Origin of the sequence: Isoptericola sp. NPDC057191 (assembly GCF_042670225.1) — a bacterium.
Lineage (GTDB): Bacteria > Actinomycetota > Actinomycetes > Actinomycetales > Cellulomonadaceae > Isoptericola.
This window is the reverse complement of record NZ_JBHUWC010000075.1, coordinates 1-17,966: the sequence shown is the minus strand read 5'-3', so window position 1 is coordinate 17,966 and position 17,966 is coordinate 1. Positions and strand designations below refer to the sequence as shown.

Genomic DNA, 17,966 nt, shown 5'->3' with positions numbered 1-17,966 from the left:
CCACCTGGGAGGTGGGGCGGCACACCGTGAGCCCGCGCGGCGCCGGCGGGTGCCGCACCTGGGTCGTGCGACGGTCAGGCGGGCGGCCCGCCTGCTGTCAGGCCGACTGCCGGCGGCGCCAGAGCAGGAGGCCGAGGCCCGCCGCCGTCAGGAGGACGGCCGCACCCACGGCAGGCAGGGTGTTCGCACCGGTCTGCGCGAGCTCTCCACCACCGGCCGGGGAGTCTGCCGGCACTGCCGGGGTGTCGTCAGCGGCCGCGGTCGGGACGATGGTCTCGGCCGCGACACCGCACTCGCCGCGGTACAGCTCGGTACCGTCAGCGCCGGTCACGACCTCCACGAACCCGTACGTGGTGTCCTCGGCGACCTTCGTGATGACGAGGTCGCTCGACCGCCCGGACTTCGCCAGGGCCGTCTTGTCGTCGGTGCTCAGCACCGGCTCGGTGCACACCGGCGCACCGTCGGAGTCCCACGAGTACAGCTCGAAGTCGATCGTCGCGCCCTCGGGCAGGGTGCCCGTGGCGGTGTACTCGTCGTAGACCGTCGCCTCGTCGCCCACGACGACGTCACCGGAGGACTTCGCCTCCGTGGTCACCGTGAAGCCGGAGGACTCCGGCGTCACGACGAGCTGCTCGGTGGTGTCCGTGACGCTGGAGGTGAAGGGAGCGACACGGTCGTCACCGGCGAAGTGGGTGACGAACACGTACGTGCCCGGGACCTTGACCTCGTTGCCGTCGTCGTCGGTCTCGGTGACGACCTTGAAGTCGTTGCTCCCCGTCGTCGGCCGGAAGCCGTCGACGGCAGGCACGTCGATCGACCCGATCGTCGTCGCCGCGTCGAGGTTGTCGTCGGCGATCTCGGCACCCTCGGGGAAGAAGTACAGCGTCTGGTCGAGCTGCTTCACGTCCGCGTCGAAACCAGCACCGCCGGCGAAGTCGCCGTGGTCGTCAGGGAACCCGTCGACCCACATGTCGTCGACGAGGTAGAGACCCGACTTCGTCTCCCGGAACGACGCCGAGGTGTTGACGTCGATCTGGTGCCGCACGCTGGTGGTCTCGTCGGCCAGGCCGTAGGAGTCCGACCAGTCCGAGCGGATGTACGACGCGGCGTCCCCCTGCACCTCCTCGGTGTCGACGACCTGCCACACGAACGTGACCATCCCCGCCTCGGACGCAGCGCCGAAGTCGGCCTCGAACGTGCCGGGGCCGTCCGCCGTGATGGTCGCGGTGTCGATCACCTGCGCGTCCGCGGGGACCTCGTCGGCCGGCGTCCCGACCGGCACGTCGCCGGCGCGGTACGCGGTCCCGGTGAACACGACGTCGACAGGCTTGCCGTCGACGTCCAGCCAGGAGTCGCCGTCCGTGGCCACCTGGACGGTGTCGATCAGGGACTCGCCCTGCTCGATGACCTTCTCCTTGACCTTCGTGGTGACCACGGGCTGGAAGTCCAGGCGCAGGTTCTTCGCGTCGGCCGTGTGGCTCACGGAGACGGGGCGCGAGGCCGCGGCCACGGCCTGGATCTTCGCGATGCCCGGGTCGCCGACCTCGAGGGTCGTGGCCGGCAGGCCCTCGGCCGTGACCGACGCGGTGACCTTCGCCCGGGCCGCGGTCGTGTGCAGACCGAACGCCGCGCCGGCCGTCGACGAGTCGACGGTCATGGTCCGCTCGCCGTTCGCGTCCCACACCACGGCGTCCGAGCCCGTGTCCAGGAACAGCTTGAGTCCCGGCACGTAGTGACCCGCGCGGGACTTCACCCCCACGCCGGTGAACGTGCCCGTCCGACCGTCGTCGGCCAGGTCGACCTGACCGGTGGCCGTGTAGCCGCCGGCGTACTTCGCAGCCTCCGCCTTCAGCTCGTTCACCTTGTCCCACACCCGCGGGTAGTCCGCCCGGAGGACCTGCTCCCACGACGCGCGCCGCTCGTCGGCGGTGACCTCGTCGGTGCCCATGTCCCACGACAGGTGAACCCAGGCACCGAGGGCGGCGCGCGTGAGCTTGTCCGCCTCGTCCTGGTGCGTCGTGATCGCGTACGCCAGCTCCGGGTCCTGGAGCTGCCCCGCCGAGTTCACGGGCAGGTCGGGCGAGATGTACCCCGACTGGATGCACCAGAACAGGAACGACGACGGCACATCCAGGCCGCCCGTGTTCTCCAGCGCGCCTGCCCAGGTGAGCCCGTCGCCGAGCACACCGTCAATCTGGATTCCTGGCCCCGTGGTCGCGGCCGACGCCGCCGGCGCCACCCCCACGCCCAGGCCGAGCGCCGCCAACCCGGCGACGGTCGACGCCGCCACGACGCGGCGTCCCCGGCGTGCCGGGGATACTTGCACTTGTCTCACAGAACACGCTCCGATCTCACAGGGACGAGGGACGTGGGACAGCCCCGCCCTGCCCGGCGTTGCAGCGCCGGGCAGGGCAACCCTCTTGTCGTCTAATACATACGATGGTACGGCACACGCGTACCAAAGTGTTCCACCCTGTGCGCAAGGCGTCTCCGGCGGCGCCCGACCGGTAAGAATGTCCCTGTGCCCAAGAAGATCGCGCCGCCCGCGGACCGGCCCGAAGAGGTCGAGGTGGCCATCACGGTCTTCGGGAACGAGGTCAAGAACGAGATCGTCCGGTGCCTCGCCGGGTTCCCGGAGGGCGCCTTCCTCGGCGACGTCGTGACGAGGACCGCTCTGCCGCGGAGCACCGTGGCACCGCACCTGGCGGAGCTGGAGCAGCTCGGGGTCGTCGGCGCCGACATCCCGCCCGGCCAGCGGCAGGGGCGGTCCGTCCGGTACTCGGTGACGAGGGCGCGCGTCGCCGAGCTGCTCACCACCTGGGTCACGCACACGTTCGGCCCCGGTGCCGTCGGCTACTTCCTGGGCGGCGGCTACCTCGGCGACCACGACGACGCGCCCGGCGCCCCCTAGGGACCGGTCCAGAGCTCCGCCCGGTCGACCGGGACGACACGGCACGTGAGCTGCCGCAGGGCCACGGACCCCGACAGCGGCACCGCGGTCAAGCGGCACGGGAGGTGACCACCCTCCTCGAGGGCGAGCCGGACGACGATCGACGCCGGGGCGTCACCGATGTCGACCATGAAGCGGACGAGGCGCTCGTGGTCGTCCGGGTGGGCCAGGTCGGCCAGGTCGCCGGCCGGGGTGTCACGGAGGCCGAGGGCGGACCAGCCCTCCCCCGCCTGGCGCTCGAACGTCCCGTACGTCACGTCCAGCACCATGAACGCGGCCGTGCTGTCGAGCCGGGGGATGTCCAGGACCTGCAGCTCGGGCCGCGGCTCGTGCAGCGCCGGCAGCCGCTCGTGGACCGGCGACGTCACCGCGTGGCTCATCCCCCGCATGAAGACGCGGCCGCCCGTGCCGTGCGCCGTCCGGCCCACGAGGCGCATCGCCCTCGACCCGCCCCTCCCGTCGACGATCGAGTACCCGAGGATCCGCAGGTCGTCCGTCGGGAACCGGACGCCCTGCTCGATGAGGTCCGCGAGCCGGAGCCTGCTCGCCGGCGCGAGCCGGCTCGCGAACCAGGCCGCCACGTCCCGCGGCACGGCCGGGTCCGCGACCGGGTCGCCGTAGATCCGCGCGAGGACCGGGTCCCAGTAGGCCTGCCGGGTCGCCGTCTCGCCCGGGGCGACCACCCACTCCCAGAGCCCGACCTCCGGCAGCGGCTCGCCCGGCTCGCCCGGCGGCGTGACCAGCCCGAGCGCACCGACCACGACGCCGGAGAACGGCGCGCGCAGGATCCGGGTCGTGACCGACAGCTCCACGCCGTCGAAGCGGGCGCTCTCGGTGAGGTGGGTCCCGAGCGCCAGGCCGCGCGCCATCGACGGGTACAGCAGCCGCACGCCGAGCACGTCCAGCGCCGACCGGTGGCTGAGCCCCGCCACGTCCTGGTCCCCGACACGCAGGACACCGCCCGACTGCGCGTCGACGAGGACCCAGCGGCGCACGACCCCGAGCCGCCGCATCAGGAGCCGAGGCCGGCCGCGTCCGGCGTACCTGAGGTCATCGGGCGTGCTCCTGGCGTCGGGGGAAGAGGGACCCCACGATGGAACCATCCGCGGAGCGGGTCCGAGGAGGCCGTGCAAGGTTTGCAACACGGCCCGTTTTGTCCGTTCTCAGGTTGCCGCCACGGCGCCCCATGACGCAGTGTCACCGCGACCCTCACTCTCGAGCAGGGGAGCGGTCACGCCCGTCCCACGCCTTCCCGGGAGTGACCTGCCCCGTGCTCGACGTCCTCACCGCTGCTGTCGCAGCGACCCACACCCTGCGCGCGATCGCGGCGCACGCCGGCCCGGTCGCGGCCGCCGACCTCCTGCGCGCGCCGGGCACGTCCTTCGACGAGGTGCGCGCCCTGGTCGGCGCCGGGATCGTCGAGACCCTGGCCGACGGACGGCTGCAGCTCTCCGCTCCCGCGCTGGCGCTGCTGCGGGACCAGCTCCGTGCCGTCGGCCGCGGCGGCCCGGCGGCGTCGGACGGCGGCACGCCGTCCTCGTGACCGGGTGCGCCGCGCGGCTACCTCCAGAGCTGCGGCGGGAGGAACGCCGGCTCGGCCGGCGCGGGCTCCTGGCCGGTGGCGGTCCCGCGGACGGGGGCCGCGTCGTGCGCCCCCGCGGTCGCCTCGCCGCGCGGAGGCACGTCGTCCGCCGGGTTCGCCCCGGCCTCTGCGGCCTCCTGCGGCGCGAGCCCGAGGCGCGACTCGAGAGCGGCAGCCACGGCGTCGTAGATCGGGGTCGGCTCGGGTCGGTCACGTTCCATGCCGGCCAGTCTGGGACGTCGCGACCGCTCGGGCTCGTCGGGGCGGCGGATCGTTGCGCACGTCACGCCGTCGCACGACGAATGTCGTCGCGACCACCGAAACTCAGCAAGATACGTCCTCGCGCCGCCAGATGCAGCGACCTTGCATCTTTTGCAAGTACCCCACCGGACGGGCCTGGCCGCCCTACCGTCGAGGCATGTCAACCCACCCGCCGACCCCGACGGGCACCGCCCTCGACGACCTCTTCTCCGACTGCGGCAAGCGCCTCAGCGCCGGCGACGTCGCCCAGCTTCTCGGCATGACGCACCAGGGCGTCCTCACGTGGCTGCGCACCGGTGTGATACCCGGCTACAAGCTCGGCGGCACGTGGTTCGTCATGCGCGACGAGCTCAAGGCAGCCATGTACGCCGGGATGAACCACTCCGCCGGGGGCTACGCGTCCTGACCGGAGGCGCTCACCTCTCGCGCGGCCTCGGCGCGCTGCCGCACCAGCTGAACGATCCGCCCGAGGTTGAGCGTCCAGCCGACGCCGAAGACGTGCGGGCTGACCAGGTGGTCGCCCTCCGGGTCCCAGACGCGCTCGCGGACGCGTTCCATGGTGGGCATCCGGAACTCGTAGGGGACGAACCCGGCGACGGTGCCGTGCCAGGTGCGGTCCTCCTTGTCCTTGCGCAGCTCCTTGGAGATCGCGGCGACCACCAGGCCGACCACGACGAGCTGCATCAGCTTCGGGCCGCCCCGCTTCCTGCCGTGCTCCTCAGCGTGCTGGGTGTCGTGCTGCTTGCCCATCTCGGCCTCCGCTCGTCGACGTCCTCCCCCATCGTGCACCACGGGGGCCCCCGCGGTCAGCCGGTACCCGCGGCCGTCGCCGCCCCGCCCGTCCGCGGACGCGCGAGCAGCACGACGACCACGACCACGACGCACACCACCGCCGTGGTCAGCAGGCCCACGGCGAAGCTGGTCCCCGCGGCGACGAAGCCGACCACGAGCGACCCGAGCCCGGTGCCGGCGTCGAACCCGATGTTCCACACGGCGCTGGCCGTGGGGTGGTGCCGCGCCGGCACGGCGGCGAACGCGGCGACGAGCGTCAGGTTCTGCAGGCTGCCGTAGGCGACGCCGACGGAGGTCATCCCCAGCACGAGCAGCACCGGCCGGGCCCCGCCGTCGGCGATCGCCACCGCGCACACCGTCAGCCCGCCCGCGCAGACCACGAGGAGCGGCGCGAGGAAGACGCGCGGACCGTGCCGGTCGGCGAGGCCGCCCACGCCCCAGCGCGCCAGCGCGGTCGCCGCCGTGAACCCGAGCAGTCCGGCGACGGCGGCGCTCGTGCCTCCGGCGAACTGCGGGGCGAACGTCAGGAGCGCTCCGCCCGGCGTCGTCACCGCGAGGAGCACGAGCGACGGCAGGACCAGCGCCAGCAGGGTCCCGGCCGCCCCCGGTCCGGCGCCGGCACCAGCGTCGGAGCGGTCATCAAGTCCGGCATCGTGGGCCCGGGCGGCGGACGCCGCCGCGTCGAGCCGTCGCCCCAGCAGCGCCGCGAACGGCACCGCGAGCACCGGCAGCGCACCCAGCGCGAACACCACCCGGAAGTCGAGCGTCTCGGCGACCCATGCCGCGCCGGGCACCAGCACGAGCTGCGGGAACGCGATCGACAGCCCGTACAGGCCGATCGCCCGTCCGTGCCGCGGCCCGTCCACGAGCGCGGCGACGGCGGACGACCCGCACACGGTCAGCACGGCGAAGCCGGTGCCGCGCACCGCGGACAGCGCGAGGACCCAGCTCAGCTGGTCGGAGGCCATGAGCAGCAACGACGGCACACCCAGCAGCACGACGCCGGCCACCATCGTCGGCCGCCACCCCACGCGCCGCAGCAGCCACGGCACCGTGGTCTGCGTGAGGACGGTGGCCAGCATGAGCACGGCGTTGACCAGACCCGCGCCGCCCTCCCCCGCCCCGCCGCGCACCGCCCACAGCGGCACGGACGGCAGCAGCAGCGCGTACCCGGAGAATCCCAGCGCCGACATCGCCAGCAGCGGCCGGAACCCCGGGACGCGGGCGAGGGGCGGCGACGAGCGGGGGGCGGGACGGCGCATCGGGCGAACCTATCGCGCCCGTCCGGCGTGCCGGCCGGGGCATCGCGCCGCCCCCCGCTGGCCGAGGTCACGCCCCGACGAGCGCCTCCCCGAGGGGCGTGCGCACGTGGAGCACGCGCGGGCCCTCGCGGTGCGAGTCGACCAGCCGCGCCGCGCGCAGCAGCGACAGGTGGTGGGACGCCGTCGAGATCGCGAGCCCGCCGGCCGCCGCCACCTCGCTCGTGGACAGCGGCCCGGCCAGGGCCAGCAGCACCCCTGCGCGGCCGGCGCCGAGGAGCTCCACGAGCGCCCCGGACGTGCCCGGGCCGTCGTCGGCCCACCGTTCGGAGATCCCCAGCGCCGGGTAGAAGAGCGTGGGCTGGGCGGGCGGCTCGGTCACGACCGAGCATCGCGGCGCCATCACCGACGGCACGAGGACGAGGCCGCCGCCGGCGCAGTCGAGCTCCTCGCCGTGCAGCCGCAGGCGCACCTGCACGGCGTCGGGGGCCCACGTCACGGCCTCGTGCAGGGTGTCGACCATGGCCCCCAGCCCGTGGGTCGTGACCCGGCGCGAGCGCGCGCCGATGTCCGCGCGCAGCAGTCGTTCGAGCGGGGGCCAGAACGGGGCGAGGACCGCGTCCCACACCTGGCTCCAGGCGTCGGCGGCGAGCGCCCGGGCCCGCTCGGGGTCGTCGGCGAGGGCCCGTAGCACCCGCTGCTCCGCACCCTCGGTGCGGTCCACGCGCTTGAGGAGGTCGACCCGCACCGGCCCGAGGTCGGCCTCCCGCAGCCGCGCCACCTCCTCGTCGGGGCCGAGGTCCCAGCCGGGCGTGGAGGTGAGGAAGTCGGGCATGTAGCCGTCGGGCCCGACGAGCAGGCGCAGCAGCTCGAACGCGCGCCCCGGCACCTGGCCGCGCGCCCGGCGCAGCCACCCCCACTGCAGGGGGTGGTACTGCGGCCGGCCGAGCACGCGCACCGCGTGCGCGAGCTCGTGGCCGGGCGAGATGCCGAAGCGGATCGCGGAGACGTCGTCGGGGGCGAGGCGGAACTCCACGACGTTCCGGCTGCGGTGGCGGGGCACGCCGCCACCGTAGCCGTCCGTCGTCCGTCACCTCAGCATGTCGTTGACCTGGTCGTTCACCTCCGTGAGCGTGGAGACGTCCCGGTCGCCGATGTAGATCTCGTCCATGATCGGCGTCATGATCGAGTCGATCGCGCCGAACTGCTCGGTCACCGGGAAGAACAGCGTCTGCTTCTTCTCCACCAGGTCCGTGAACACCGAGACGTCCAGGCCGCGCTCGCCGAAGGCCTTGATCGCGGCCTCGGTGCCGACGGGCCGGGCGGGGAAGACGACGCCGGCCTCCCCCACGATGCGCTGGCAGTCGTCCGACCCGAGGAACGCCACCCAGCGGGCTGCCTCCTCAGGATCCGGCGACTGGGCGCTGATCGAGTCGGCGAGCCCGTTGTACATGGACACCGGGTGGCCGACGGGACCGCTCGGCAGGGACGCGATGCCGAGGTCGACGCCCTCGAGGTTGGCGTAGGTGCCGAGCATCCACGACCCGTTCGCGGAGATCGCGGCCCGGCCGGAACCGAGGGCCTGCTGCGGGTTCGGCTCGGTGCCCACCTCCTCGTACGGGGCCATGAACCCCTTGTCCACCAGCCCGAACAGCCACTTCAGCGACGCCTGGACCCGCGGGTCGTCGAAGTGGTACTCGGTGCCCCACACGTCCTTGTCGGTGAACGTCCAGCCGGTCGCTCCCGCGAGCCAGGACCACGCCGTCTGCCCGGAGGTGCCCCCGGACCCGTTCGACGCGAGCCCGTACACGGCCACGTGGTCGGGGTCGAACCCCTTCTCGTCGCCGCGGACCCCGTTCTCGTCCACGCTCAGGTGGGCGAGGACCTTCTCGAAGCTGCCGCCGTCCTGCGGGTTCCAGTCGAGGCCGTCGAGGTCCGCCGGGCTCATCCCCGCGTCGGCGACCACGTTCTTGTCGTAGAACAGGGCGACGGTGTCGAAGTCCTTGGGCATGCCGTACTGGGCGCCGTCCTGCCCTACCCACAGGTCCGCGAGCCCCTCCTGGAAGCCGCCGTAGTCGACGTCGGCGGTGGCGTCCAGGGTGTTCAGGTCCCGCAGCAACCCGCGCTTGGCGAAGCCGGGGTACTGGGTGAGGTGGTCGGTGAACACGTCCGGACCGGCGCCGGCCACGAACCCTGCCGTGAGCTTGCGCCAGTAGTCGTTCCAGCCGTACTGGCTGATCCGCACCTTCAGGTCCGGGTTCTGCTCCTCGAAGGCGTCCGCGCACCGCTGGTACGCGGGCAGCTGGTTGGCGTCCCAGAGCCAGTAGTCCACGACGACGGAGTCGTCCGGGGAGCCGGGTGCCGCGCACCCGGCGACGACGAGGGTGCCGGCGGTCAGGGCCGCGGCCAGGGCCGCGGTCTTTCGACGTGTGTGCTGCACGGTGCGCCGCCTCACTTGATCCCGTTGAAGCCGATGGAGTTGACGATCCGTCTCGCGAAGACGACGAAGAGCAGGATCATCGGCAGCGCGGCCACCAGGGTCGCGGCCATCAGCCCGGCCCAGTCCGGCCCCGTCTGCGGGGTCTGCGCGTTGAAGTTCCCCAGGGCCACCGTGAGCACCCGCGAGTCGTCGGTGTAGGAGACCATCAGCGGCCAGAAGTAGTCGTTCCAGGAGCCGATGTAGGTGAGGATCGCGATGGTCGCGATCGGTGCCACCGACATCGGGACGATCACCGCGAAGAACACCCGGACCTTGCTGGCCCCGTCGATCAGCGCGGCCTCCTCCACCTCCGTGGAGACGTTCATGAAGAACTGCCGCAGGAAGAAGATGGCGAACGGGGTCATGAACAGCCCCGGCAGCATGATGCCGAGCAGCGTGTCGATGAGCCCCAGCTCGCGGACCAGGACGAAGTTCGGCAGCAGGGTGAAGATCGCGGGCACCATCAGCGACAGCAGGAAGACGCTGAACACCGCGTCGCGTCCCCGCCAGTGCAGCCGGGAGAACGCGTAGGCGGCCATCGCGGAGAAGAACACCTGGCAGGCGGTGACCACCGTGGCCACCACCACCGAGTTCCGCAGGTAGAGCCAGAAGTCGATGGACGCGCCGGACCCGCCCTGGGCGATCGCCTCCTCGGTGCTCTGGAGCCCGAAGACCCGCTCGAAGCCGCCCCAGCTGAAGCCGACCGGCAACAGGGAGGTGGAGTTCGCGTACAGGGCCCCGTTGCTGGACAGGGCCGTGCGCAGCATCCAGTAGAAGGGGAACAGGGTGACGAGCAGCAGCAGGATCATCACCGCCCAGGCCAGCACCCGGCCGATGCTGGGCGGGCGGCGGCGCCGGCGCCGCTCCGTCCCGTCGGGCGGGGCGAGGACGCCGGTGGTCAGGGGTTCGACGGGTGCCGTCGTGGTCTCGGTCATGGGTGCCGCCTCCCTAGCTCAGGTCCGTCTGGCCGGCCCGCGTCATGCGGTACTGGAAGAAGGTGACGACCACCAGGATCAGCAGCAGCGCGACGCTCAGCGCGGACGCGTAGCCGAAGTCGAACTGCCCGAACGCCTTGTCGTAGATGTAGAGCTGCAGCACCCGGCTGGCGTCCACCGGACCTCCGTCGGTCGTGACGGCCACGGTGTCGAAGACCTGGAACGAGCCGATCACCGAGATGATCAGCACCAGGCCGAGGATGGGTCGCAGCAACGGCAGTGTGATGCCGAAGAACATCCGCGGCTCGGAGGCGCCGTCCACCCGGGCCGCCTCGTAGGTGCTCTGCGGGATGGTCTGGAGCCCGGCGAAGATCAGCAGGGCGGTGTAGCCCATGTGCCGCCAGACGTTCACCACCGCGATGGTCGGGATGGCCCAGGCCTCGGAGGTGAAGAAGCCGATCCGGTCCAGCCCCATCCACTCCAGGACCTGGTTGCCGATGCCCAGCTGGTAGTCGAGGATCCACAGGAACACGAGGGCCGCGACCACGTTCGAGACGAGGTACGGCGCCAGCACGAGCGAGCGCAGCAGCGTGGAGCGGCTGAGCCGCTGCATGAGCACCGCGAGGACCAGGGCCACGACGGTCTGCAACCCGATGTTGATCACGACGTACAGCAGCGTGACGCGGACCGCGTTCCAGAACACCGGGTCCGCCACCATGGCGCGGTAGTTGTCCAGGCCGACGAACTCGGCGGGGCTGAGCAGGTCCCAGGACGTGAAGCTCAGCCAGACGCCGCGGACCAGCGGCCAGAAGTAGAAGACCAGCAGGCCGATCGTGGCCGGCAGGATGAACAGCAGGGCGAGGCGCGTGTCGTCGCGGCGCCTCCCCTGCGCTCGTCGGGGGGCCGGCGGCGGTGGTGCGGTCGGGGCCGCCGGTGCTGTCGGAGCGGTCGGGGCAGACATCGATGTACCTCCTTGCGTCGTTGCAAGCGGTGCTCGGGACGGCCCGGCGTCGACGACGACGCCGGGCCGGTGGTGCTCAGCCGGTGCGCGGGCTCTCAGTCCCGCGCGGGCCCGCTCCCGAAGTCCGGGATGGGCAGTCGCTCGCCGCCCGCGAGCGCCGAGGCGTGCGCCACGATGCCGGGGGCGGTGAACAGCGCGGACCGCCAGGCGTCCACGGGCGGGTGCTCGCCGCTGACCACGCCGCGCACGAAGTCGTCGGCGAGGAAGTGGTGCGCGCCCTCGTGCCCGTTCGGCGCGTCGGCGTAGGTGGCGGGCAGCCGCGTCCGGTCGTGGACCGGTGCGGACCCGGACGTGAACGCCTCGCGCAGCGCCGGGTCCACGTCGGCGAGGTCCGCCTCGTCGGCACCGCCTCGGACGGGGACGAAGTCGGCGGAGAGGTCCGTGGAGGTCTCCTTGTCGTTCCAGACGCTCTGGTGGGCGAGCTGTTCGAAGCTGGCCTCGGTGCCGAAGAAGCGGAAACGGGACTCCCGGATGTGGGAGGGGTAGCCCACCCGGCGCATCTCGTTGGTGCGCATCGCGCCGCCGTCGGACAGCTCGAACAGGGCCGTGGCGTTGGAGAAGCTGTTCCCGAACTGGCTGACCTCGCGGTCGAACACGCCGTCGCCGCGCTGGTCCTCAACGCCGATGCAGCTCACGCTGACGGCGCGGGTGGGCAGCGCGCCGAGGACGCCGCCGATCGCGTGCGTCGGGTAGAGCATGGGCGGGTAGCTGGCGGTGGCCTTCCAGTTCTCCCCGCCGCTGTACTGGTAGGCGGCGTAGAACCCGAGGTCCATGTCGTGGACGTAGTCGCCCTCGGCGTAGAACACCTGGCCGAGGGCGCCCTCGCGCACCTTCTGCCGGATGAAGACGGTGGCGGGGTTGTAGTAGCTCGTCTCGCCCATCATGTAGGTGAGGCCGGTGCGTTCGACGGCGGCGATGATCGCCTCGATGTCGGTGAGCTCGGTGGCCATCGGTACCGCCGAGTAGACGTGCTTGCCCGCGTCCAGCGCGGCGAGCACGAGCGGCGCGTGCGTCCACCGCTGGGTGAAGATCGCGACGGCGTCGACGTCCGAGTCGAGCATCTCCTCGAAGCTGTCGACGACGGTGGCGCGCTCGTAGCGGTCCGCCAGCGCCTTGGCCCGCTCGGGGACGAGGTCGGTGATCGTGAGCCGGTCGACGTTGGGGTGCAGGTCCCAGAGCGTCGCGAAGCTGCGGGAGAACTGGCCGGCGCCGACGATGCCGATGCTGATCGACCCGGCATCCGGGGCGAGCGGGGCGGTCGGGTCGAGGGGAAGTGCGGACAACGGTGCCTCCTGGTGTGGCGGGTGTGTCAGGTGCCGTGCGTCAGGTGCTGGGTGGTCAGGTGCTGGGTGGTCAGGTGCTGGGTGGTCAGGTGCGGGTGCCGCGTGCCGGTCCGGCGGGTGCGGGCGGGTCGACGAGCATCCACTGGCAGGCGACGACCGCCGCGCCGCGGGCCCACTCGTCGAACCCGGACGAGAAGGCCACGACTGTCGGTGGGGTGGCGTTCGGGTCGAGGTGCTGGGCGACGGCGGCGTCCATGGCGGTCCGGGCGTGGGCGAGCATCCCGAGCCCGTCGCCGGCGAGGATCACCGCGGGCAGACCGAGGATGTTCACGAGCTGGGCGACCAGCACCCCCAGGGCGTGGCCGGCGTCGTGGAAGACGCGCAGGGCGACCGGGTCGCCCTCGTCCGCGAGCGCGATGGCGGTCTCGAGGTCGACGTCGGACCGGCCGTGCGGCACGCCGACGGCCTGGGTGATGGCCGCCGTGGTGAGGAACGCCGAGGCGCAGCCGCGATGTCCGTGCCCGCACAGCGGGCCGGAGTCGGAGACGCGCACGTGCCCGATCCTGCCCACCCTGCCCGTCGGCCCGGCGAGCACCCGGTCGTCGAGGACGATGCCCAGGCCCACGCCGACGCCGACGGTCAGGACCGCGAGGTCGCTCATCCCGCGGCCCGGGCCGGACCACTGGACCCCGGCGGTCAGCGCGCGGGCGTCCTCGCTGAGCACGGTGGGGATCCCGGTGGCCTCCTCCAGGACGCCGGCCAGCGGCACCTGGTCCCAGCCGAGGAACGGGTTGGCGCGCACGGTGTCGTCGAACCGGGACATCTGGCCGGCGAGGCCGATCCCGAGCGCCTCGATCTCGTGCTGGCCGGCGAGTTCCTTCACCAGTTCAACAATCTGCCGGACGACGGTGGACTGCTCGACGTCGGCCAGGGGGCGGTGCCGCGAGGCTTCGACGCGCCCGGTGGCGTCCGTGCGGACCGCGTACACCTCGTCCGAGGTGACCTTGACGCCGAGGAACCGGTGGCGCGCGGCGCGCAGCGCGAGGGGGGCGCCCGGCCGGCCGGGGCTCTCCGCGGCGGGGGCGGTGTCCTCACTGATCAGGCCTGCGGCCAGCAGCGGCTGCGTGATCTTGGTGAGGCTGGCCGGGGAGCGCTCGAGTCGCCGGGCGAGCTCCGCGCGGGACAGCGGGCCGGCCAGCAGGAGGGTGCGCACCACCGCTCGGGCGGAAGGCCCGAGCGAGCCGAGGCGGGGGACGTCTGCGCGGCGCTGCACCCTTGTACCCTGGCGCTCATTCCTTCACCGTGTCAATGAATAGCGCCTGACCTTTCGACGCACGTCGAAACGCTCGTCCCGCGCCGGCACCGTCACGAGGCTGGACCCGTCGCGGCACGGCCCGCGACGTCGACCGACCGAAGGAGCACACCCATGACCGCGGTGGTCACCGCCGACACGATCCGCATCCCCGGCTCGCGCACGCTCCGCTTCGAGGGGCGGCAGCACGGCTCGGGCGTCTCGTTCTTCCTCGTCACGAACGACCCGGGCCAGGGCCCGGACCTGCACCGCCACCCCTACACGGAGACCTGGTCGGTGCTGGAGGGGGAGGCGACGATCCGCATCGCCGACCGCACGGTCGTCGCCCGCGCCGGCGACACCGCCGTCGTCGGACCGGACGTGTGGCACGGCTTCACCAACACCGGCGCCGGAGTGCTGCGCATGATGTGCATCCACGCCTCTGCCACGATGATCCAGCAGGACAAGCAGGACGAGACCATGCACGACGAGACGGAGGCCCACTGATGTCGTTCCAGGCATACCTCGACAACGTCGAGACCCGCACGGGCCTCACGCCCCGCCAGCTCGTCGACGCCGCCGCCGAGCAGGGGTTCGGGCCGGACAGCAAGACGATGCCGGTGATCACCTGGCTCAAGGAGACCTACGGGATCGGCCACGGCCACGCCCAGGCGGTGGCGCACGTGATCATCAAGGGCGACCGGATCCCCTCCAAGCACGTCGGGTCCGGCGGGTCGCACAGCGACGCGAGCGACCGCCTGTGGCTCGACGGCAAGGACACCCGTCCTGCGGACTGGTGACGACGCGGGACGGCGGCGGCCGGGCGGCTCAGTCGCCCGGCCACTCCCCCGTCCACCGCTCGAAGGCGCGCGCCCCGCCGCGGTCGATGACCGCCTTCACGACGGAGAAGATCGCGCCCTGCAGCAACGCCGCGAGCACGACCTCCCGGAAGCGGTACTCGGACTGCAGGGGCGTGGGCGCGTCGTCGGGATGGCCGGGCGCGACGCGCTTGTACACCTGCTTGAAGACCTGACCTGCCACGATCCCGCCGACGATCGAGCTCACGATCCCCACCGGCCGGTACAGGATCTTGGCGGCCTTGCCGCCGCTCTTCTCGGTGCGGTCGATGTCCTTGCTCATGGTCCGACGCTAGGCCCGGCACGCTGTTCCCGCAGGACTCCCGACGCCCCGACCGTGGCCGGCGCGCCCGGACGGCCACCTCCTGCCGTGACCGTTTCGTGACTTGTCGCTGGTGGTGAGGTACCTTCGGCGCGGCGGTCCAGGCAACAAGAGAGGTCGCATGTCACCCCAGGTTCTTCGGGACACCGCGCGGCGCGGCGCCCCCTGCTCCCCGCGCGCGGACGAGCGGTCACGATGACGACCATCCAGCCCGCGCCTGCCGCGGCCCCGCCCACGCGGACGTACCCCAGCCGTCGCGACCCCGGCCGCGGTGGTCGCAGCCGCTCCGTCGCCGCCGCCGCCGGGCCCCCAGCGGCGGAGACCCCGCTGCCCCGGCTGACGCCGGCACCTCGACCCGTGCGGCTCCCCGCACCTGCCCCGCACCCCGAGCCCGTGCGACCTCCCGAGCCGGTCCGGTCCGCCGAGCCCGTCCGGTCCGCCGAGCCCGTCCGGTCCGCCGAGCCCGTCCGGCCCCCGGCACCCGCGCCCGTGTTCCCGCACGCCCACGTGTTCGGGTCGGCCCGCGCGGCGGACGCCGGTCGCCCCGCCGGCCGCGCCCCCGCACGCGCTACGACACGCAAGCCGGTCCGTAAGGGCCGTACGCCGAGCCGGTGGACGAGCCTCGGCGTCGGGCTGACGGTCGCCGTCGCCACGACGACGACGCTCACCGCCATCGCACCGCAGGCCGGTGCCCCCGAGACGGACGACCAGCCCACGACGGGCGCGCTCGAGTCGATCACCGCAGCGGCGGCCGCCGCCGTCGACGGCCGCGACGACGCTGCCTCGCGCAGCGGGGCGCGGACCTCCGGGGCGAAGGCCGGCGTGCAGGCCGGCGCGGTGAAGAAGACGGTGAAGGGCGGCGCGCAGATCACCGTCTCGGACAAGGCGACGATGTCGGTCGAGACCCTCGACGGCGGCGAGATCGAAGAAGCACCCCCGGTGCTGCCCGGGTGCTCCGGCGTGGCGACCGGGGCGGGCAGCAACGGCCTGATCGCCGCCAGCGAGCTCTGCACCCTGTGGGACGGGCACACGCAGGTCCGCGCGGACGCGGCCGTGGCGCTCGCCGAGCTCAACGAGGCCTACCAGGCCGCGTGGGGCGAGCCGATGTGCATCACGGACGGCTTCCGCTCCTACTCCCAGCAGGTCGCGACCAAGGCCGCCAAGGGTTATCTCGCCGCCCCGCCTGGCACGTCCAACCACGGCTGGGGCCTCGCCGTCGACATCTGCCCCGAGACGTACGCGGGCGCCCGGTGGGCCTGGCTGGCCGCGAACGCCCCCACGTACGGGTGGGACAACCCCGACTGGGCCCGGCCGGGCGGCTCGAAGTACGAGCCCTGGCACTGGGAGTGGACGGACGCCGTCGCGCAGATGGGCTGACGGCCCTCAGCACGACACCTTGCACGACATCGAGCAGGTCACCGTGCCGCGCACCGAGCACACGAAGGGCCTCCGGTCCGGGGACGTCAGTCGTCCCCGGGCCGGAGGCCCTCGTCGTGTGGCGCCCGAGCGTCAGATGCGCGAGCTCGGGGTGGTCGTGCCGCCGGCGACCTTGGTGGTCGGCGCGATCGACAGGCGGTACTTGTACCGGTGCGACGTCGTGAACTTGTAGGTCTTGAGACCCTCGCTGTTCAGCGTGACGGTCTTGCGGGTCTTCCAGCCGCTGGAGGTCTTGTACTGGATCTTGACCTTGGCGTAGGAGTACGCGTTCCAGCCGCTCGGCGTGTACCGGCGGATGCCGATCTTCACGGTCTTGTGGCTGCCGCTCGCCGTCACGCGGATCGCGTTGTGGTACTTGAGCTTGCCGTCGATCGCGGACCGCATCTTGAACGCGCCGCCCGTGTAGGCGCCGTCCCGGACGAGGACGTCCTTCGCGGTGGTGCCGTAGGTGTCGACGAGGGCGCGGATGTTCTTCACCTTGAAGTCGCCACGGCCCCACCGGTTCTTGGCGACGATGTAGCCGTCCAGGCTCTTGTAGTTCTGGGACGCGACGACACCCAGCTTGACCCGGGACGCCACCCGGTGGCTGCCCCGGTACACGTCGGCGTAGATGTCCGCCCACCAGTACTCGCCCCAGGCGCTGACGTCACCGACCTTCACGGCCGTCCGCACGTCGTAGTACTTGGTCGCGGAGTTGGTCGCGATGCTCCCGTTGGACGGCGTGACCTTGATGGAGGTCACGTTGATCGGCGGGGCGGTCGCGGCCGACGCCGGCACGACGGCGGTGCCGAGCAGCAGCGACGCGGCCGCCACCGTGGTGACCGCGAGCTTGGACAGAAGGCGCATGAGGAACCTTTCGGGTGATGGAGGGGCTGCGCGGATCGTATTCAGGCGGGCGGGACGTGTGCCCGTCGAAATCAGTCGTGGCGCGAAATTTCACCCGCTGGCCGAGCGGTGGACGCCACCGGCGCCTGCCGGTGCCCCCTGTCCGATGTCCGTAGGCAGGTCTACGTTCAGGGCCATGACCTTCACCCACCCCCAGGGCACGCGCGGCGCGCGACAGCCGCGCGGCCCCGTCCTCGCCTGGATCAACCGCAGGATGGCGAGCCGGATCCGTCGCAAGGGCGGCCGCGCCGGGGGCGGGGACGCGATCGTCCTCACGACGATCGGCCGCAAGAGCGGCCAGGAGCGGCCCGTGCCGGTCGCCTCGTTCCCGAGCGACGACGGCGGCTGGTTCGTGGTGGCGTCGGCGGCGGGCGCTGCGAACAACCCCGCGTGGTACCTCAACCTTGCGGCCCACCCCGATCGCGTGACGGTCGAGACCGCCGGCGAGAAGCTCGCCGTCTCGGCCACCGAGCTGCACGGCGCCGAGCGCGCGGCCGCCTGGGAGCAGATCACGGCGACGGCACCCGGGTTCGCCGGCTACGCCCAGAAGACGGACCGGGAGCTCCCGGTCATCCTGCTGACGCGACGCTGATCGGGCGGCCCGCCGGTGGG

Annotated in this window: 20 protein-coding genes; 7 read left to right on the top strand and 13 right to left on the bottom strand. The window is 72.6% G+C overall.

Annotated elements, in window-relative coordinates:
- Positions 1–97 precede the first annotated feature (97 nt).
- A complete protein-coding gene (locus ACFT55_RS11330) occupies positions 98–2,290 on the bottom strand; it encodes an LPXTG cell wall anchor domain-containing protein (RefSeq protein WP_380243931.1) in 2,193 nt (730 codons plus the stop codon).
- 231 nt (positions 2,291–2,521) lie between these two features.
- On the opposite strand from ACFT55_RS11330, the gene ACFT55_RS11325 reads away from it, so the two are divergent.
- Entirely contained in the window at positions 2,522–2,911 is a 390-nt protein-coding gene (locus tag ACFT55_RS11325) for an ArsR/SmtB family transcription factor (protein ID WP_380243930.1), read from the top strand.
- Here ACFT55_RS11325 and ACFT55_RS11320 read toward each other — a convergent pair.
- Complete coding sequence (locus ACFT55_RS11320; RefSeq protein ID WP_380243929.1) at positions 2,908–3,963, bottom strand: hypothetical protein; 1,056 nt, start codon at positions 3,961–3,963, stop codon at positions 2,908–2,910. The genes ACFT55_RS11325 and ACFT55_RS11320 overlap by 4 nt on opposite strands.
- A 245-nt stretch (positions 3,964–4,208) precedes the next feature.
- Between ACFT55_RS11320 and ACFT55_RS11315 the strand changes: the two genes are divergently transcribed.
- Entirely contained in the window at positions 4,209–4,493 is a 285-nt protein-coding gene (locus ACFT55_RS11315) for a hypothetical protein (RefSeq protein ID WP_380243928.1), read from the top strand.
- A gap of 17 nt (positions 4,494–4,510) precedes the next feature.
- Here ACFT55_RS11315 and ACFT55_RS11310 read toward each other — a convergent pair whose 3' ends face one another.
- A complete protein-coding gene (locus ACFT55_RS11310; RefSeq protein WP_380243927.1) occupies positions 4,511–4,753 on the bottom strand; it encodes a hypothetical protein in 243 nt (80 codons plus the stop codon).
- A gap of 197 nt (positions 4,754–4,950) precedes the next feature.
- On the opposite strand from ACFT55_RS11310, the gene ACFT55_RS11305 reads away from it, so the two are divergent.
- Positions 4,951–5,199, top strand: coding sequence for a helix-turn-helix domain-containing protein (locus ACFT55_RS11305; protein WP_380243926.1), 249 nt, complete (start codon positions 4,951–4,953; stop codon positions 5,197–5,199).
- On the opposite strand, the gene ACFT55_RS11300 is transcribed toward ACFT55_RS11305, so the two are convergent.
- From ACFT55_RS11300 to ACFT55_RS11265, 8 genes are all read right to left on the bottom strand, one after another.
- On the bottom strand, positions 5,187–5,543 hold the full coding sequence (locus ACFT55_RS11300) for a DUF5808 domain-containing protein (protein WP_380243925.1): 357 nt from the start codon (positions 5,541–5,543) through the stop codon (positions 5,187–5,189). The genes ACFT55_RS11305 and ACFT55_RS11300 overlap by 13 nt on opposite strands.
- Before the next feature lie 56 nt (positions 5,544–5,599).
- Positions 5,600–6,847, bottom strand: coding sequence for an MFS transporter (locus ACFT55_RS11295; RefSeq protein WP_380243924.1), 1,248 nt, complete (start codon positions 6,845–6,847; stop codon positions 5,600–5,602).
- 67 nt (positions 6,848–6,914) lie between these two features.
- Entirely contained in the window at positions 6,915–7,907 is a 993-nt protein-coding gene (locus ACFT55_RS11290; protein ID WP_380243923.1) for an ArsR/SmtB family transcription factor, read from the bottom strand.
- Positions 7,908–7,934: 27 nt separating this feature from the next.
- Entirely contained in the window at positions 7,935–9,284 is a 1,350-nt protein-coding gene (locus ACFT55_RS11285; RefSeq protein ID WP_380243922.1) for an ABC transporter substrate-binding protein, read from the bottom strand.
- An 11-nt stretch (positions 9,285–9,295) separates the two neighbouring features.
- Positions 9,296–10,258 carry a carbohydrate ABC transporter permease gene (locus ACFT55_RS11280; RefSeq protein WP_380243921.1) on the bottom strand — a complete coding sequence of 321 codons (963 nt, stop codon included), beginning with the start codon at positions 10,256–10,258 and terminating at the stop codon, positions 9,296–9,298.
- A gap of 13 nt (positions 10,259–10,271) precedes the next feature.
- On the bottom strand, positions 10,272–11,219 hold the full coding sequence (locus ACFT55_RS11275; RefSeq protein ID WP_380243920.1) for a carbohydrate ABC transporter permease: 948 nt from the start codon (positions 11,217–11,219) through the stop codon (positions 10,272–10,274).
- A gap of 95 nt (positions 11,220–11,314) precedes the next feature.
- A complete protein-coding gene (locus ACFT55_RS11270) occupies positions 11,315–12,562 on the bottom strand; it encodes a Gfo/Idh/MocA family protein (protein ID WP_380243919.1) in 1,248 nt (415 codons plus the stop codon).
- A gap of 85 nt (positions 12,563–12,647) precedes the next feature.
- Positions 12,648–13,835 (bottom strand): ROK family protein, encoded by a 1,188-nt coding sequence (locus tag ACFT55_RS11265; protein ID WP_380243918.1) that lies wholly within the window; start codon positions 13,833–13,835, stop codon positions 12,648–12,650.
- 153 nt (positions 13,836–13,988) lie between these two features.
- On the opposite strand from ACFT55_RS11265, the gene ACFT55_RS11260 reads away from it, so the two are divergent.
- Together ACFT55_RS11260 and ACFT55_RS11255 are read left to right on the top strand one after the other, a co-directional pair.
- Positions 13,989–14,360, top strand: coding sequence for a cupin domain-containing protein (locus ACFT55_RS11260; RefSeq protein WP_380243917.1), 372 nt, complete (start codon positions 13,989–13,991; stop codon positions 14,358–14,360).
- Positions 14,360–14,653, top strand: coding sequence for a DUF4287 domain-containing protein (locus ACFT55_RS11255; RefSeq protein WP_380243916.1), 294 nt, complete (start codon positions 14,360–14,362; stop codon positions 14,651–14,653). Before ACFT55_RS11260 ends, ACFT55_RS11255 begins: the two co-directional genes overlap by 1 nt.
- Before the next feature lie 28 nt (positions 14,654–14,681).
- On the opposite strand, the gene ACFT55_RS11250 is transcribed toward ACFT55_RS11255, so the two are convergent.
- A complete protein-coding gene (locus ACFT55_RS11250; RefSeq protein ID WP_380243915.1) occupies positions 14,682–14,993 on the bottom strand; it encodes a DUF4235 domain-containing protein in 312 nt (103 codons plus the stop codon).
- 234 nt (positions 14,994–15,227) lie between these two features.
- Between ACFT55_RS11250 and ACFT55_RS11245 the strand changes: the two genes are divergently transcribed.
- On the top strand, positions 15,228–16,409 hold the full coding sequence (locus ACFT55_RS11245) for a D-alanyl-D-alanine carboxypeptidase family protein (protein WP_380243914.1): 1,182 nt from the start codon (positions 15,228–15,230) through the stop codon (positions 16,407–16,409).
- 132 nt (positions 16,410–16,541) lie between these two features.
- On the opposite strand, the gene ACFT55_RS11240 is transcribed toward ACFT55_RS11245, so the two are convergent.
- Positions 16,542–17,315: a hypothetical protein gene (locus tag ACFT55_RS11240; protein WP_380243913.1), complete on the bottom strand. Its 774-nt coding sequence runs from the start codon at positions 17,313–17,315 to the stop codon at positions 16,542–16,544.
- 175 nt (positions 17,316–17,490) lie between these two features.
- On the opposite strand from ACFT55_RS11240, the gene ACFT55_RS11235 reads away from it, so the two are divergent.
- Positions 17,491–17,946, top strand: a complete 456-nt coding sequence (locus ACFT55_RS11235) for a nitroreductase/quinone reductase family protein (RefSeq protein ID WP_380243912.1) — start codon at positions 17,491–17,493, stop codon at positions 17,944–17,946.
- Positions 17,947–17,966 lie beyond the last annotated feature (20 nt).

Excerpts from the sequence above, each read along its gene's own strand:
- ACFT55_RS11320 (WP_380243929.1), bottom strand. The coding sequence starts at position 3,963 with ATGCGGCGGCTCGGGGTCGTGCGCCGCTGGGTCCTCGTCGACGCGCAG.
- ACFT55_RS11310 (WP_380243927.1), bottom strand. The coding sequence starts at position 4,753 with ATGGAACGTGACCGACCCGAGCCGACCCCGATCTACGACGCCGTGGCT.
- ACFT55_RS11305 (WP_380243926.1), top strand. The coding sequence starts at position 4,951 with ATGTCAACCCACCCGCCGACCCCGACGGGCACCGCCCTCGACGACCTC.
- ACFT55_RS11300 (WP_380243925.1), bottom strand. The coding sequence starts at position 5,543 with ATGGGCAAGCAGCACGACACCCAGCACGCTGAGGAGCACGGCAGGAAG.
- ACFT55_RS11295 (WP_380243924.1), bottom strand. The coding sequence starts at position 6,847 with ATGCGCCGTCCCGCCCCCCGCTCGTCGCCGCCCCTCGCCCGCGTCCCG.
- ACFT55_RS11280 (WP_380243921.1), bottom strand. The coding sequence starts at position 10,258 with ATGACCGAGACCACGACGGCACCCGTCGAACCCCTGACCACCGGCGTC.
- ACFT55_RS11275 (WP_380243920.1), bottom strand. The coding sequence starts at position 11,219 with ATGTCTGCCCCGACCGCTCCGACAGCACCGGCGGCCCCGACCGCACCA.
- ACFT55_RS11260 (WP_380243917.1), top strand. The coding sequence starts at position 13,989 with ATGACCGCGGTGGTCACCGCCGACACGATCCGCATCCCCGGCTCGCGC.
- ACFT55_RS11255 (WP_380243916.1), top strand. The coding sequence starts at position 14,360 with ATGTCGTTCCAGGCATACCTCGACAACGTCGAGACCCGCACGGGCCTC.
- ACFT55_RS11250 (WP_380243915.1), bottom strand. The coding sequence starts at position 14,993 with ATGAGCAAGGACATCGACCGCACCGAGAAGAGCGGCGGCAAGGCCGCC.
- ACFT55_RS11245 (WP_380243914.1), top strand. The coding sequence starts at position 15,228 with ATGACGACCATCCAGCCCGCGCCTGCCGCGGCCCCGCCCACGCGGACG.
- ACFT55_RS11240 (WP_380243913.1), bottom strand. The coding sequence starts at position 17,315 with ATGCGCCTTCTGTCCAAGCTCGCGGTCACCACGGTGGCGGCCGCGTCG.
- ACFT55_RS11235 (WP_380243912.1), top strand. The coding sequence starts at position 17,491 with ATGACCTTCACCCACCCCCAGGGCACGCGCGGCGCGCGACAGCCGCGC.